The following is a 14,887-nucleotide window of genomic DNA, read 5'->3' as shown; positions in this document are numbered from 1 at the left end:
GCAGTAGTGTGCGTGGCAAGACGCGCATGTCCAAAGTGGGACATACTTTTATTCGCAAAGCGCTCTACATGCCTGCCATGGTGGCTTTGTATAAAACAACATGGGGCAAGGCTTTCCGCCAGCGTCTTACGGCATCCGGGAAACCTCCCATGGTGATTATTGGTGCCATGATGAGAAAACTCATTCATGTCGCATTTGGCGTACTAAAATCCGGCAAGCCTTTCGATGTAAGCTTGCATTCTGCTTGACTCGGATAACAGTATCTACCCGATGGAGCTCTAGCCAACGCATTTTGCGTAATTCCCTATCCTAAATCAACATTTCCTTTCTATCAATCAAATATGAAATTCATGAATGAACATGTCTTCATAAGCAGCCTCTTACGGGGCGTAAGAAATCTACCTCAAACTCACCGTTTGTTGTTTCCACAGAGGATCTTGCCACTTGTAAAAAATGTTCAGTGAGCTAGGTTGATCCGCACCATTTTCAGTTTGCAGAGTGTCCATATTCACAACTTCAAAACGGCGCTTAAAAATACCCTCAACTTTAGCTTCGCGAGCTACCAACATTTTATTGCTAGCCGGTACCCAGCCTGCAAATTCAACATAGCCTAAGTTAGGATCACTATTGGCAGGTGGTAAGGCATCGATGATCCATCCATTACTGGTTTGATGAAAAAGCCAGAGTTCACGCCAGCCTTCCATGGGTTGTACTGCTAATGCCAGCGCGGTGCTGTGCGCGTTGGCGCGGGCTGAGGCCGGCCACACTACGCTGTAGGTGCAGCGCTTTGCAAGTGGGTTCTTGATGTCATGTTTGTTGTCGATCAAGTGCACACAAGTTTCACCCGGCTCACCTTGACTGGTGACGATTTGCAAATTCGCCTTGTTGGCAACTGGTAGTTCAGCAGCCCAACGTGCGGTGCCTACACGTATGCCAGCATCCGCATAACTTTGCTTATCTTCATCAGTAAGTTCTTCTTTATTAACTGCGGCTAATTCCAATAAAGCGCGATTGCCCGCTACTTGAAAATTTTCATTTTTACGACTTCTTTGATAAGCGATGGCCGACCAGACGCTGGCCTTACGCATCTTGATACGGTTCTTCAGATATTCATTGAGATTGCTGCTATCAACGCGTTCCAACACTTCAGCACGCCAATTATCCAAAGCGAATTTTTCCAATGGCCGAGTGGCAGGGTTGATGCATTCAGGGCGAGTCAAAGCCAAAGCGGCACGCGCCCTTTGTTCGCTCGTTGCATTCATCGCCAACACCCGACGAAAGGCTTCGCCGTCATAGCAAAGTTGGATGCGGCCTTCGCGTTCAAAGCTCTTAAATTGCACACCGTAGTAGCTGGCCACTTCTAAATGAGCGGCAAGCGTCGTCTCCATTTGCTTGCCCGGTTTCACCGTTGTGCCTGATTGCGATTGCAGATTCGTGGAGCGGCGTGCCAGACGTTCTGCCATCGTTCCTAAAGCATCGAATGCTTCAGCACCGATTTGATTGGCTGGCGCGGCTTTTAGATAGGCTGCGGTGTAACTGATACCCAGAGCTTCCGCGCCCGGCGTGTCGCGCAAAAACCGTATCACGGCGAAACTATCGGGTGCATCGTCTGGGTCCATTCTGACTAAACGTACTTGATTCGCTTTAATAAAACCTGCGCGTTCGCGGCGGTGGTCATATACTTGCAAATAATCCATACGTTCACCGCGAATTTCTAAACTATCGCCTTGCCATAAGACGACTTGTTGTTGGGCACTGTCACGCGGAGCTGCGCGCAAGGCTGCCTGATCTTGCGTGACAATGGCGATGAGACTAGAGGCGGCGGCAGCAACGATAGTTGATAACATGGTGATTCCTTGAATTTTTTGGGCGATCTATTGTTGAATTAATTGCCTTCAGAACTGGTTTCCGTATTTTCAGTCTGTTTGGTTTCCTTATTTACAGCGTTGCTACGTTGCTCTTTACCCGTACCCAATAAAGCAGAGCCGATGAAGCCACCGTCTGCAGGCGGAGGAGCGATGATCACGGAAATTTTGTCCGATAATTTATCTGCCATCGTTTTTTGGATGAGCAATGGGTGCTTAGTTAAGAGCGCGCCATCGCGTTCCAGTTGAGCGCTCGATACTTTGCCAACCAGCTCTTGACGATAGGCATCAGCATCGGCCAATTTGCGACGCGAATCCGCTTCACCAGATGCCTCAATCACACGTGCTTGCGCCGTGCCTTCGGAAGTTTTGATACGCGATATTTTCTCGGCTTCCGCTTCTAATTGTCTTTGTTCAATTTGCTTTTGTTTGAACGGTAGTACATGTTTCATCGCTTCTTCCTGCGCTTTAGCAGCGATGATTTGTTCATTGCCGGAAGCCTCGGCAGCTTTCTCACGACGGATTTTTTCTGCATCCGATTCCAATGCTGTTTGCTTGACTTGTTTCTCTTTGAGCTCCAGGGTATAACGCATTTTTTCGCTCTCTAATTCTTCCGCCAAGAGTTTTTCCATGCCACGTTTGTAATCAGCTGGCAGGTCAATTTTACCTATCATCACCGCATGTAAAAGAATGCCATCAGCGGCTAATTTTGGTTTCAATTCAGTTTCTATCGTTTGCTGAATTTCTGCGCGCTTCGTCGAGAAAATTTCTTTCACCGTATAACGCGTAAATGCTTTGTACATCACACCTTGCACTAAAGGTTCGACAATTTCAGCGTTAATGTTTTCTGGAAAACCCTTTCCGTTAGACGTCAGTTTGCTGGGGTCGATTGCATAGCGCACAGTGAGGTCCACACCTAGAGACAAGCCTTCTATAGATTGGAAAGGTGCATCATTGTCAGCACTGGTTTTGCTAGGACGATACAGCTGATCTTGCAAAGAATATTTGCGCAATTGGTAGAAACCAGGAATCACGATCACGCTGCCTTCACGAAATTGTGAAGCGCTACCCGTGAATAAATTGGAACGGATACCGACTTCGCCACGGCTGATAGTTCGAATTGGGGGATGTTGATAGATGCCATAGCCGATCGCTGAAATCGTGCCTAGGATGAAAATATTGCGCAACATGGCTTTGGTGATGAGCGGTTTCTTAACTTGATATTCGACCGGATATTCACTTTGATATTCCGCATCAACTTCAGCGCTTGTTGTGGAGCCGATGTCTGACTGCGAAGTTTGGTACGAATCTTTGCGTGAATTGAACATAGACGAGAAAGTAGAGCGCACTGCATTGACGATAGATTTCAAACGATTTGACATAGTAGCCTCCGATGATGATTGATGAATGTCGATGTGGGTTGCGTTGCATTTGCAATGGCGTTTCCCTGAGACACATCTTGCGCTGCCAGACCGGGAAGATACAATGCCGCCCGACGGGAGCTATCCTCATAGTGCGGCGATGTTTGAACATGTAACGGAAGATTCGCACGGTGGCGTGAAGAAAAACTCACAGCGGAAAACTGACTTTTTTTGGGAAAACGTGGATACTACGAAGCAGGTTTAAAAAAGATTTAGCTTTGCACCAATGCAGCCTACGCCAACATTTTTATCATCGGAGACACATCGTGTCGCATCACATTAAAGTCGCAGTCATCGAAGATGATGAACCAACCAGCAATCAATTCAAGGCGTGGATAGAAGCCGCCAAACCCGGCATACAAATCGATCAATGGTTTAACCGGGATGATGCAGAAGCAGCGATTGCGCGTGAACGCTATGATTTGGTGGTCTTGGATATTGAACTGGGACGTGAACGTCATGCTGGCGTGGCGATCATCAATGCCATCAATAAAAATATCAGCAAAGAAGGGCAGGCGACGCCGGTATTAGTAGTATCCGCCATGCCCGCAACAATCTATCGCAGCATCATGAAGGCCTTAGATGCCTGGGACTATCTGCAAAAAGCGACCTTTGAAGAAGCGGATTTTATTGAAACTTTGCTCGACATGTTACGCGCTGTGAAAGAGCGCAGGCAGCAAACGCAAGATAGCAAAAAAGTGTTGCTCAAAGAAGCTGAGCCAGCCAATGATGCATTAAGCATGGACCCTTTGCGACAACGGACACCGATGTGGCGTGGCCAGCGCATTAATCTGCCACTCACCGCACAGAGAATTTTGGCGGTAATGTTTGAAAAGCGTGGACAAATTGTGTCCTATGATGATTTGTACGAAGTGGTGAAGAGCGGACGCAATCGCGACAATATTCGCAAACATGTCAGCACGATACGTGATGCCTTCCGTGAAATTGATCCCAACTTTGAATGCATAGAAAACGTCCCTATGCGCGGGTTTCGTTGGGTGGAAACCACATGAAGCGGTTTTTCTTGGCGAGTTATCGACTACGGATTATTTTTCGTGGTGTGTTCTTACTACTGTCAATGGCAACGCTAGGTTTGGCGCTGTCTTTGCTACAGCAAGAGAAGCAATTGAGCTATAACAATTACCAAGCCAATTTCAATAAAACCATCAGCCAAATCACTGCGACCTTGCGCCATCCAGCAGGTCAATTAGCTTTACTAAATCCGCCCGCAGAACAAGAAGGCGCGAGCCTGCATCCTTTGCTTCTGCCATTCTCCGCTTTAGATTTCGACGACCAAAGTAAGGTACAGCAAGCCATCGCGATGTCGGGTTGCCTAGTGCAATACGGAAATGATGGATCGCTCTGCGTCGGCATAGGAAACAATCCTTGGGCGGGCGGTTTTATTTATGTGGCAGGTAGTTTTAATAGCGCCGCCTTGGTCTCACATCCGCATGGACAAGTGGTACGTGATGAAGCGCATCGCATACGTGTCAGTGTGACTTTACGTGGACAAGAATATCAATGGCTTGCGCCGTTTGAAGAAGAACGAAGCAGTAAAGCGAATGCAGGAATTCGCGGGCGATGGGTGGGCTTTGTCGAAAGCGAAGTGAATAAATCGAATGCCCGACCAGTACGGGATTTTCGTGGTTGGGCGTGGCAAAAAGCCCTTTGCAACGACGTGGAAAAAGATGGCAAGGATCTCAATTGTGATCGCAATACTTTTTTCTCTTTGCGTCTGCCTATCGCGGTTTTGCAGGAAGCCTTGTTTGAGAAAAAGCGACCAGTTTGGCCGCCACAAGATCTAGATCAGATCCATGTTGAACTCGCCGTGCTGGCACCTGAGAGCCAAATCCCTTTATTGGATAGTAAGGCAATGCCGACCGCCACACCATTTTCTCTCAATGATTTGAGTGCCCTGCTACTACCTGGCGAAAGTCTCAGCATCAAGAAATCTTCTGAGAAAAAAGAATTCATCAAACTGCTCGGTAAAGTTGAGCAAGAAGAGGAATCCTGGAATGTCTTGACACGCCTGATTCGCCGTTTGCCTGTGGATGAATACGATACCCCTTTGGAAAGCAAAGAATTAATTAGCACGCCTTTGGATAATTATGAAGTGCTGTTGAAAGGCGATGTGCGCAGTGTCAGTAAGACGCTAAGCGTGGTAGCGACCCGTGTTTCGTGGTTTGTCGGTGCCATGTTATTGGCCTTGTTGTTGGCTTGGCTCTTGATAGAAATTAGTATTATCCGGCGCATTACTTTATTGACGAAACGTGCTGCTAGCTTATCGAAAACCATGAAAGGTGCGGGAGAATTAGATCAACTCGATGTCAGTGATTTGCGTAGCGCAGACGAACTGGGCGTATTAGCTAGTGGCTTGCATGATTTACTCAGGCGAGTGAAAGAAGACGTGGAACGCGAAGCAATACGCACCGAGCAAGAGAAGCAAATGTGGCATGCAGTAGGACATGAAATCATGTCGCCACTACAAAGCCTGATGGTGCTACATCAGGCACCGGAAGATCAAAGCCATCGTTACATCAGCCGCATGCAACAAGCGATCAAAGTGCTATATGGTAGCGCCACGCCTAGCGAAGCATTTCAATCGACTATCTTGCAGTTAGAAGAAATGGACATCACGCAGTTCTTGCAACATGTCGCCGATAATGCGCCACATGCAGGTATCGACAACGTGGAATTTAAAGGCGATTTTTCTAATGTGATTGTGAAAGCCGATGAATATTCTTTGGAAGATGTGGTAACCCATGTGTTAAAAAATGCGAACCGCTACCGGCCAGAAGGCACACCAATTACGCTAACGCTGGAAGCAGATGAAACCAGTGCGACCATTCATATCGGAAATCGTGGACCACATATCGCGGCCGACATGCTAGATAAAATTTTTGAATACGGCGTTTCAGATCAAGTGGATTCTGGTGCCAATGGTAATCGCGGCCAAGGATTGTTCGTCGCGCAAACTTATATGGCGAAAATGGGAGGCACGATCAGCGTGCGCAACATCGGGTCGGCGATAAATCCTGCAGATAGTGGAGTGGAATTTTTATTGAGTTTGCCGCGACGAATTTAGTACCTTAACATGGTCGTCGACGATCAAGTTATCGTCAATTATTTTACTGAAGAAAATATTTAAAAGATCGCAAAGGGAGTTCATGAAACTTGTTTTCACCTGTAGCCTAATTCTGGCACTCACCTCGTCCATCGCTCAGGCGCAGTCGCGCATAATGTGTGAGCCATCATCCAAAGATGACAAGCGCATCACGGCGATCTGGCCGTCGCCCTATCTTTCTGAAAAGGGCAAGCTGTGTTTCGAAGTAAAAAGTTGGACTGAATATTCCGGTCAAAACTGCGTTACGCATGGCGGCAAAATATCGTGGAAAGGCTTGGTGATAGTAAGCGTTGATGGGGAATCTCAGGGGCGAAATTTAAGGTCATTTCGTGTGCACAAACCTGTGGTCAACGATGAACTCATTGAGTACACTATAGAATCGTCTCGCGATAAGAATTGGGAACCGATTCAACACGTAAGAATCAATCGCTTGTCCGGGGAAGCAATCAGCTATTTCATCAAATTGCATGGCGGTGAACCATATCAATGTCGCTTGGAGAAACGCAAGCTATAAAAATGTAGCGGAATTTGTCGCTCACTCCACTCGCTAATTAAATCATCACTCGGACGTATCGCCACCTTCATTTCAGCCTTATCCACCATGAACTCTCGTCCTATCCCACTCGTTCTGCTTTTTGGTCCATCTGGTGCAGGCAAGTCTACGCTGTGCGCTGCGCTCTCGAATCAATCGCAGTGGCTACATGTGGAGACTGATCCATTTTCCAGAACGACTGCTTCCGCGCCGGTACCAAAAAGCCTGCTACAACTCTTCTCGCCTAACCCTAGCTTTAGCGATCTCGCCACTGAGCTGCGAGGTATGGCGAGCTCTCATTCTGGGGTGATTCTGTCCTTCATTAGCATGATTTGCCCGAACGTCGAGCACATCACCGCTGCGCAAGAATCAGGATTCACGACTATTTTTCTCTCTGGAAATGAACAGGAATGCCTGCGATCATTCTTACGCCGCGAAGCTCGCATTGGTCGTAATCTACCTGAGCAACACTGGCGCACTCACAGCACAGGGATTTGCAGAGCACTCCATCGTCCAGAATATGCGCCCCACACTATGCTTGGCTTTAGCGATGGCGCGCATCGTTCCGTTAATGAGCTTGTCGCAGAAGTGCTAAAACACGTTAGTGGTTAAGATGACATGGTCAACTACGGCGCATCATCAATGATAAGATCGTTCTCGACTTTACATTTTGGGGCGATGACACTTTTCATATGGCGCAAACGGTCAAGCAAGCATTTAATTCTTTTCAGAGCAAACCTTAACATCGCAGTCGATTTGAGTGTCACTACGCGTTTCGTTGCGGTAGTCAGTGGCCTTGAATCTAAACTCCGTCAAACATAAAGCGAAATCCCAATGCCTTTCCCTTCTCACAGGTCACCCTTCTTATCACGTCAAGTGCGAACAATTGTTGCCATCGCGGCCTCACTCTTGTTCACATCCTTAGCCTACGCCGACGAACTCATCACGCTTAAGACGCGACCCGGCGTGACGCAGTCGGTATTGCTTTGGGAACCGCACGGACCAGCGCCAAAAACAGTCATCTTGCTCATTCCCGGCGGTTCGGGAAACATAGGTTTGAAGTTAAAGGATGGACAGGCACAAGCCGAAGCTACACATCTTTTTTCGCGCCAACATGAGGCACTGTTGCAAAAACAATTCGCAGTCGCGGTCATAGACGCACCGTCCGATCAAGAAGACATGACTCAAGATTTCCGTACGTCCGCAAGACACGCAGCTGACATGCAAGCAGTTATACGAAAGATCCGAAGTCGCTTCCCCAAGGCGCGGTTGGTGTTGGTAGCACACAGCCGAGGCACGGTTTCTGCTGGTTACATCGCACAGAACCGCGTCAATAAAGTGAATGCGGTCGTGCTACTTTCTGGCTTGTATCAGGCATCTCAACCTGGCCCACTGATTCCGTCCCCTGGTCCCGGCTTGTCGAAGATAGACTTGCCTTCACTTAAAATCCCCATGCTTCTGGTTCACCATACTCTAGACGCTTGCCCAGTCTCGTCTTTTTCTGCGGCATCCGATGTATCCACACGCCTGCCTATGATGACGGTCAATGGCGCAAACGCAGCTGAGGGCAGTCCGCTCTGCGGTCCTGGTAGCAATCATTGGTTTGTGGGAATGGAGGAGGCGGTTGGTCAGCAAATCATCAATTGGTTATCTGGGAAAACTTGGAAATCTAACTTGCCGTGAGTGAGCTACAGCCTAGCTTTTGGTATTGCGTCTTATGTTGGTTACTGACGAAATTCCGTCATTACGATTATTCGTTCGAGGTACATTCGAAGTATCGATAGCTCATCTTGCCGTTGATTGAAGAATTTCGGAATAATGTAATACGCCCTCGACAATGACACCTTAGCTTGTTTAGCACTTAGGGAATTTATGCGCATCACCAAATATTTTTTTGCATTCCTAACAATCACCACCATTTCTTTAAGCAGCGTCCATGCTGAAGGTCTCTCCAAGGAAGCGATGTTTTCACGTTTGTCTGCGTTAGCGCCGAGTGGCAACGCGGACATCAAATACAACCTCGGCATGTTCTTAAATAACGGGATAGGAACCGCTCGCGACAACAAAACTGCGTACAAATATTTTACTGAAGCAGCTGAATTGGGGCACGAGCTCGCCTCTTACAAGGTGGGTTACTATCTGGCTGGTCAATTTCCAGGTACTGTTCCCGTTAACGAAGCAGAAGCTGGCTATGATCTCGCGCAATTTGACGTCGGCATGCACTTCATAAAAAAACGCGACTTGGAAAATGCAAATCTGTGGTGGGAGCGCGCTTCACGCCAAGGCAATATGCAGGCTACTTTAGCCTATTTGTACTACTTATCGAAGAGCGCCTCGCCCAATGAAGTTACAAGCTACGCACTGGGCTTAATGCTCAAAGAGATGATGCCCGATCCCACTAAAGAACTCCTCGCACATATTGCGACTCTAGAAACAAAGCTAACGACCGAACAGAAATCAGAAGCGAACACAATTCGTGCATCGTGGTTCACAGGCAAGACACCGCTTACCTTAAAAGCACAAGAGGGAATTAATGCGCTATTGGCTTTACTTGCTTCGCTTGAGCGTTAGGCTAAGCAAAGTGCTCACGATCATTCGCGTGCTCAGAAATTCGTCAATGAAATCCGCGAAAGTCCCAGAAATGAGTCTGCCGTTCTGATACGCGTAATAGATTTGCAGTTGATTGTCGGTTAAGCCACACAGCAAAAAAATGAAACGAAAACCTGAACCACCGCCTCTAGGAAGAGCTCCCGTTGATATTAGTCAATGGGAGCCTAATAGCCAAGGATCGGTTGCTGCCTCCTTCACGCAGGAATATGTTGATGAACATTACCAGTGTTGGCACTGCAAGTGCAATGCTATCTTTACTGCGCGGGACCAAAAGCACACTTATGAAGTTCGTAAAGCGAATATCAACCAGCGTCGTATTCTTTGCGATTCCTGTTGGCATGAATCACTTAACGTCGTTAAGAAATTGGAGACTTGCGCGGAGGTTTGGGGCGAATCGAAAATGACGCGGAGAACAGATAAGGCGTTTCTTGCGAACTGGCTGCATCTACTCGAGTTACAGGAAACTTACGCGCCATATAGACACGATATCGCACGCAAAAATATGCTGCGAAAGCTACTTGCAATAGTTGACTAGTCCAACCAAGTCAAACATCACAAAACCAAAATCGCCCGAAAATCATTCACATTATTGTAAGTAGGTCCAGTCACTAACAAAGCATCAAGCGCAGCGAAAAACGTATACGCATCGTTATTCGCCAAACACGCACTGGCCGATATCGATAAATCTGCCGCTCGTTGCAAGCTGTCTGGCGTACACCATGCACCGGCGTTTTGTTCGCTACCGTCGCGCCCATCTGTATCGGCTGCTAATGCGTAAATCCCTTCGTGTCCATTGAGATTTTGGCAGAGGCTTAATAGATATTCTGTATTGCGCCCACCACGACCGCTGCCTTTAACGGTGACGGTGGTTTCCCCGCCTGATAGCAATAGATATGGTTGTCGATCATCCTTTGCTACCTCATTTGCTACCTCATTTGCAACCTCATTTGCTACTTCACTTGCGACCTGAATTGCCAGCTGCGCATGAAGGCGCCCCAGCTCACGTGCTTCACCTTCCAAGCGATCTGACAAAATCTTTACCTTCACACCTTTCGCTTGCGCAAAATTAGCCGCCGCTTGCAAAGCAGCTTGGGCGTTGGCGATGATGTGAACATGCGGGTTGATGAATGCCGCGTGATCGGGTTTTGGTGTTTCGGAAGAAGCTAATTGCAGATGCGCGAGCACTGCGGGTAAAGTCGGAATCGCATAGCGCTGCAAGATCTCCAGTGCGTCAGCGCAAGTGCTGGCATCTGTCAAAGTCGGTCCGCTGGCAATAATACTGGCATCGTCGCCCGCCACATCGGAGATGATATAGGTCAGCACCTTAGCTGGCGCGCAGGCTAAAGCCAAGCGCCCACCTTTGATCGCAGACAGGTGTTTGCGCACGCAATTGATTTCATGAATCCTGGCACCGCTGCGAAGTAAGGCGCGATTGATATCTTGTTTTTCTGCCAGACTGATGCCAGGTGCGGGCAAGCTCATCAGCGAAGAGCCGCCGCCAGAGAGTAAGCAAATCACGGTGTCAGCGGCACTTAGATTTTGCACCGAGGCGAGTAAATCACTCGCGGCTTGATAGCCAGCCTGATCGGGCACAGGATGGGCGGCTTCACGCACTTGGATATATTCGCACGGCAAGCTATAGCCATACGGAACGATCACCATGCCACTTAGTCGCGCAAGTTCACTTGAAGATAGCAAGCCTGTGGTTAACCAATGTTGCTCCAAAGCTTGCGCCATAGCTGCAGCGGCCTTACCCGCACCGACCACGATGCAACGCCCGCTGGCGGGAAATTCTGGCAAATGCGGTGGTAGGCAGTGATGCGGATCAACTGCGGCAACGGCCACCGCAAATAATTCGCGTAGAAACGCTGCTGCCTGCGTTTGGACATTCGCTTGGACATGCGTGTAGATATGGGCTTGAGTCTGATTCCAGTTTGTCATCTTGTTTTGGCGCAATCACTCCGAGCGGCTAAAATACCAGCTTTGCTCGTCTTAGGCGATCTCTTTTCGCTAACTCAGATTCGGATAATTTACTCATGCTTATCACACCCAGCCACTACGATTTCAGCGCGATTGCGCCTGCGATGCAAAGCTATGTCGATAGAAAAATTCTGTCTGGCGTGTCTTCGGCAATTTTATCTGGACAAGATTTAGTGCATTTTCACGCAGCGGGTTGGGCGGATATAGAAAACCAAATCCCTTTGCGCCACGATCATTTGTTCCGCGTATTTTCGAATACGAAACTGCTGACTTCAATGGCGATCATGCAGTTAATCGAGCAAGGTAAATTGGGACTAGATGATGCGGTGGAAATCTATCTGCCACAGCTCGGCAAGCGTCAAGTTTTAATCCCCGGCGCAACTGACATCAATCAAACCGAAACCGCCCGTTCTGCCATCACTGTACGTCAATTATTGACGCATACTTCTGGCCTCAGCTATGGCTTGCTCGATCATGGCAGTACGATTTACAAAGCCTATATCGAACGCAAAGTCTTAAATGCGTTTGAACCTTTATCTGAACTCATCAACGTCTTAGAAGACTTGCCGCTAAGCTTTCATCCGGGCGAACGTTGGGAATATTCGATCGCTACCGATGTCTTATCGCGTTTAGTGGAAGTCGTCAGTGGCGACAATTTTGATGTGTATCTGCACGCGCATATTTTGTCGCCGTTGGGGATGAACGACACCAGCTTTTGGGTGCCGCCGCATAAACATGAACGCCTGGCTGCTTACTATGCAGGCACAGATACGATGAATGTCTTAAACCGCGATCTTAAGCGCTTAGAAAAATCACCGTATCCCGATGCCTTTTTAAAACCGATACCGCGCTTCTCCGGTGGTGGCGGCTTAGTTTCGAGCATGCACGATATGCTGATGCTGATGCGTAGTTTTCTGCCCGGTGGTCATGCAGTGTTGAAACCAGAATCGATACAAAGCATGATGCAAAATCACTTGCCCGCGGGTTGGGGCATTGCATTTCCCGGTGTTGGAGATGTACCGGGCAAGGGTTTTGGTCTGGGTGGTGCGGTGACTTTGCGCCCGGGGGAGAATGATCCGGCTGGTGCAGAAGGTGAATTCGAATGGGGCGGCATGGCCGGCACCCATTGGTGGATTTCGCCACGTCACAATATCGCGGGACTATTGATGACGCAGCGTCAAATGGCGTTCTGGCATCCGTATTCGTTTGAATTTAAAAAACTGGCGTATGCGGCGATGGGAAAATAGCCTATTTCCGTATTTCTATTTCCGCCTTTTTATTTCATCATCCGCGCCATGAAGGCAATAAACAAAACGATCACGATCAGCTTCCAAACGATACTACGGCGAAACCACGGTGTCTCTTCGGTATGTTGAGAACTAGTCGCCTCACGATTCATGACGCGAAACCGGGTAGCATAAGGCGCTTGCCGAAACTGGATTTCAATCACATCCTGATCTGGATCAAATCGCATGGGACGCACGCTGCTCGCCATGCGTGCCCAGATCAGACCAGCAACACCAAAGATACCTATCAGCGGCAAAGCTAGCATAGGACCGAGTTCAGGAAAGGTCGATAGGCGACGTGGTCCCAGCAACAGACCCAGAGCAAATACCGCCCCCATATAAAAAATAAAACGGATCAAATGCATCAAAGGGCTTTTGTCCAATAACAAATTCGCCCAACGTGTTTCCGCCGCGTGTGCAGGGCAAATCCAGTAATTGAGATACATAACTTCGCTCTTCATGGTCAGCCCACCGGCCAGATTCGGACGTATCGACTTCACACGTCCCAAGCGACTGGTCGAGCGCAGCAATGACTTGGTGGTACCACATTCAGGGCAACACGCTGGCCATTGAATTTCCGGAAAATCTGCGCCGATAGCGACGCGAACTAGTTGTGACATAGGTAGCCTTTGCAAAAACCAATCAATCAAAAATCAGTGGAAGTTTATTATCGAAAATAATCAAAATTATGCCAGACTGGCTCCATACAGTCGTTCCCGCGCAGGCGGGAACCCAGCGTCGTAGTTTCATTCAAGGACAAAGTCACTGGATCTCCACCCCCGACTCCAGTACCATAAGTATTCATATAAATCGGAATGTCACTAAAAGTCCCCTCCCTTTCAAGGGGAGGGCTAGGGTGGGGATGGGTTAAAGTGACGCGATCCGCAGTTTCTATCGTACGGCTAAAACCTATCTCCATCCAAAGCTTCTCTTTGAAAGCATAGGTATCTACACAAGTCGAATAAACAGCGAAAATAATGACTGTCGCTCCTACGTAGAGCTTGCCCTCGAATGCTTGAGTCGGGGGCAGGAGTTTAGTGTCTTTTGTCGATCAACGAACGCCGCTAGATTCCTGCCTACGCAGGAATGACATGCTGAGTTGTTAATTCGATTTTTTCCTTCTTTCATAATGTGAATGCTCTTATGTAGATCCCTATGCCGCCCTAGCATTTGATGGCTGGCTCTTCACGGCAATCACAGACTACGAGAATGTAAACCTTTTGGGCTGTATGGCTAATTAGAATCCTATTGATACATCATGACATCATATTGACAGAACTTACGCAAGTCTAGATTGAATGCGTCCCTGCTTCTGCTACTATGATTGACCATAGCCCTGTCATCCTCAACACCGCGCACCAACTATGTCACAAACCATCTTAATCATCGAAGACGAAGTCGCGATTGCACAAAACCTGTGCTACGCCTTAGCCACTGACGGTTTCACGCCGCTGCATCTGAGCCTGGGGCAAGCTGCGCTCGATCTCTTGCAATCGGCAGAGCAAGCCAAGATCGCTTTGATCATTCTGGATGTGGGCTTACCCGACATCAATGGCTTTGAAGTTTGCCGTCGCTTACGTCAATTTTGTCAAACGCCCGTCATTTTTTTGACCGCACGCGCGGATGAAATTGATCGCATCGTCGGCTTAGAAATCGGTGCAGATGATTATGTCAGTAAGCCATTTTCCCCACGTGAATTAGTCGCCCGAGTGCGAGCGATTTTGCGACGGCAACAGATAGCTGGTGCCGCGCCCATCAGCCCGGAACAAGTACCTGAGCGTTTTGAACTGCGCGCGGAAGAGGCGCGGATATTCTATTTTGGCGTCTGTCTCAACTTAACCCGTTACGAATATCTGCTGCTAAAAACTTTCATTGAACGTCCGAATTTTTTATTTTCACGTGCGCAATTAATGGATCTGGTATGGACCAATGCCAGCAACACCATGGACAGAACAGTCGATACCCACATCAAATCGCTACGTGCCAAACTCAAGCTCATTAACCCGCAAGATGAACCCATACAAACGCATCGCGGCATGGGATATAGCATCGCGCAAGCCTAGGCAAAT

15 protein-coding genes are annotated in these 14,887 nt (G+C 48.3%); 10 read left to right on the top strand and 5 right to left on the bottom strand.

Going from position 1 to position 14,887, the window contains the following annotated elements; all coding sequences use genetic code 11:
* On the top strand, window positions 1-248 hold a 248-nt coding region (locus H8K55_RS20550), incomplete at its 5' end, for a transposase (RefSeq protein WP_329605076.1).
* Window positions 249-398: 150 nt separating this feature from the next.
* Here the strand turns inward: H8K55_RS20550 and H8K55_RS20545 are convergent.
* Window positions 399-1,847 (bottom strand): hypothetical protein, encoded by a 1,449-nt coding sequence (locus tag H8K55_RS20545; RefSeq protein ID WP_186944023.1) that lies wholly within the window; start codon window positions 1,845-1,847, stop codon window positions 399-401.
* A 38-nt stretch (window positions 1,848-1,885) separates the two neighbouring features.
* Window positions 1,886-3,247, bottom strand: coding sequence for an SPFH domain-containing protein (locus tag H8K55_RS20540; protein ID WP_230408742.1), 1,362 nt, complete (start codon window positions 3,245-3,247; stop codon window positions 1,886-1,888).
* Window positions 3,248-3,552: 305 nt separating this feature from the next.
* Between H8K55_RS20540 and H8K55_RS20535 the strand changes: the two genes are divergently transcribed.
* The 7 genes from H8K55_RS20535 to H8K55_RS22365 all read left to right on the top strand — a co-directional run bounded on the left by H8K55_RS20535 (window position 3,553) and on the right by H8K55_RS22365 (window position 10,087).
* Window positions 3,553-4,299 carry a response regulator transcription factor gene (locus H8K55_RS20535; protein ID WP_329605075.1) on the top strand — a complete coding sequence of 249 codons (747 nt, stop codon included), beginning with the start codon at window positions 3,553-3,555 and terminating at the stop codon, window positions 4,297-4,299.
* Window positions 4,296-6,371 carry a sensor histidine kinase gene (locus H8K55_RS20530; RefSeq protein WP_186944021.1) on the top strand — a complete coding sequence of 692 codons (2,076 nt, stop codon included), beginning with the start codon at window positions 4,296-4,298 and terminating at the stop codon, window positions 6,369-6,371. The genes H8K55_RS20535 and H8K55_RS20530 overlap by 4 nt, the downstream gene beginning before the upstream one ends.
* A gap of 82 nt (window positions 6,372-6,453) precedes the next feature.
* On the top strand, window positions 6,454-6,924 hold the full coding sequence (locus H8K55_RS20525; protein ID WP_186944018.1) for a hypothetical protein: 471 nt from the start codon (window positions 6,454-6,456) through the stop codon (window positions 6,922-6,924).
* Between the two features lie 87 nt (window positions 6,925-7,011).
* Window positions 7,012-7,554, top strand: a complete 543-nt coding sequence (locus H8K55_RS20520) for a (d)CMP kinase (protein ID WP_186944017.1) — start codon at window positions 7,012-7,014, stop codon at window positions 7,552-7,554.
* 222 nt (window positions 7,555-7,776) lie between these two features.
* Window positions 7,777-8,625, top strand: coding sequence for an alpha/beta hydrolase (locus H8K55_RS20515; RefSeq protein WP_186944015.1), 849 nt, complete (start codon window positions 7,777-7,779; stop codon window positions 8,623-8,625).
* Between the two features lie 189 nt (window positions 8,626-8,814).
* Window positions 8,815-9,513 (top strand): tetratricopeptide repeat protein, encoded by a 699-nt coding sequence (locus tag H8K55_RS20510; protein WP_186944013.1) that lies wholly within the window; start codon window positions 8,815-8,817, stop codon window positions 9,511-9,513.
* 139 nt (window positions 9,514-9,652) lie between these two features.
* Entirely contained in the window at window positions 9,653-10,087 is a 435-nt protein-coding gene (locus tag H8K55_RS22365; RefSeq protein ID WP_186944012.1) for a zinc-ribbon domain containing protein, read from the top strand.
* A gap of 17 nt (window positions 10,088-10,104) precedes the next feature.
* On the opposite strand, the gene H8K55_RS20500 is transcribed toward H8K55_RS22365, so the two are convergent.
* The gene (locus tag H8K55_RS20500) at window positions 10,105-11,493 is read right to left on the bottom strand and encodes a glycerate kinase type-2 family protein (RefSeq protein WP_186944010.1); all 1,389 of its coding nucleotides are present in this window, start codon (window positions 11,491-11,493) and stop codon (window positions 10,105-10,107) included.
* Between the two features lie 95 nt (window positions 11,494-11,588).
* Here H8K55_RS20500 and H8K55_RS20495 point away from each other — a divergent pair, with 95 nt between their 5' ends.
* Window positions 11,589-12,779, top strand: a complete 1,191-nt coding sequence (locus H8K55_RS20495; RefSeq protein WP_222612562.1) for a serine hydrolase domain-containing protein — start codon at window positions 11,589-11,591, stop codon at window positions 12,777-12,779.
* Between the two features lie 29 nt (window positions 12,780-12,808).
* Here the strand turns inward: H8K55_RS20495 and H8K55_RS20490 are convergent, their stop codons facing one another.
* Together H8K55_RS20490 and H8K55_RS20485 are read right to left on the bottom strand one after the other, a co-directional pair.
* Window positions 12,809-13,438 (bottom strand): hypothetical protein, encoded by a 630-nt coding sequence (locus tag H8K55_RS20490; RefSeq protein WP_186944008.1) that lies wholly within the window; start codon window positions 13,436-13,438, stop codon window positions 12,809-12,811.
* 47 nt (window positions 13,439-13,485) lie between these two features.
* On the bottom strand, window positions 13,486-13,737 hold the full coding sequence (locus tag H8K55_RS20485) for a hypothetical protein (protein ID WP_186944007.1): 252 nt from the start codon (window positions 13,735-13,737) through the stop codon (window positions 13,486-13,488).
* Window positions 13,738-14,182: 445 nt separating this feature from the next.
* Between H8K55_RS20485 and creB the strand changes: the two genes are divergently transcribed.
* Window positions 14,183-14,881: a two-component system response regulator CreB gene (creB, locus tag H8K55_RS20480; RefSeq protein ID WP_186944005.1), complete on the top strand. Its 699-nt coding sequence runs from the start codon at window positions 14,183-14,185 to the stop codon at window positions 14,879-14,881.
* The last annotated feature ends 6 nt before the right edge of the window (window positions 14,882-14,887 follow it).

This window comes from Affinundibacterium flavidum, from assembly GCF_014284175.1.
GTDB classification, from domain to species: Bacteria; Pseudomonadota; Gammaproteobacteria; order Burkholderiales; family Burkholderiaceae_D; genus Undibacterium; species Undibacterium flavidum.
Note: the sequence above shows the minus strand (reverse complement) of the source record. Positions and strands in the feature narration are given on the sequence as shown.

Bases quoted from the DNA above. Each gene is read 5' to 3' on its own strand.
- H8K55_RS20545 (WP_186944023.1), bottom strand. From the start codon at position 1,847: ATGTTATCAACTATCGTTGCTGCCGCCGCCTCTAGTCTCATCGCCATT.
- H8K55_RS20540 (WP_230408742.1), bottom strand. From the start codon at position 3,247: ATGTCAAATCGTTTGAAATCTATCGTCAATGCAGTGCGCTCTACTTTC.
- H8K55_RS20530 (WP_186944021.1), top strand. From the start codon at position 4,296: ATGAAGCGGTTTTTCTTGGCGAGTTATCGACTACGGATTATTTTTCGT.
- H8K55_RS20525 (WP_186944018.1), top strand. From the start codon at position 6,454: ATGAAACTTGTTTTCACCTGTAGCCTAATTCTGGCACTCACCTCGTCC.
- H8K55_RS20520 (WP_186944017.1), top strand. From the start codon at position 7,012: ATGAACTCTCGTCCTATCCCACTCGTTCTGCTTTTTGGTCCATCTGGT.
- H8K55_RS20515 (WP_186944015.1), top strand. From the start codon at position 7,777: ATGCCTTTCCCTTCTCACAGGTCACCCTTCTTATCACGTCAAGTGCGA.
- H8K55_RS20510 (WP_186944013.1), top strand. From the start codon at position 8,815: ATGCGCATCACCAAATATTTTTTTGCATTCCTAACAATCACCACCATT.
- H8K55_RS22365 (WP_186944012.1), top strand. From the start codon at position 9,653: ATGAAACGAAAACCTGAACCACCGCCTCTAGGAAGAGCTCCCGTTGAT.
- H8K55_RS20500 (WP_186944010.1), bottom strand. From the start codon at position 11,493: ATGACAAACTGGAATCAGACTCAAGCCCATATCTACACGCATGTCCAA.
- H8K55_RS20495 (WP_222612562.1), top strand. From the start codon at position 11,589: ATGCTTATCACACCCAGCCACTACGATTTCAGCGCGATTGCGCCTGCG.
- H8K55_RS20490 (WP_186944008.1), bottom strand. From the start codon at position 13,438: ATGTCACAACTAGTTCGCGTCGCTATCGGCGCAGATTTTCCGGAAATT.
- H8K55_RS20485 (WP_186944007.1), bottom strand. From the start codon at position 13,737: ATGGAGATAGGTTTTAGCCGTACGATAGAAACTGCGGATCGCGTCACT.
- creB (WP_186944005.1), top strand. From the start codon at position 14,183: ATGTCACAAACCATCTTAATCATCGAAGACGAAGTCGCGATTGCACAA.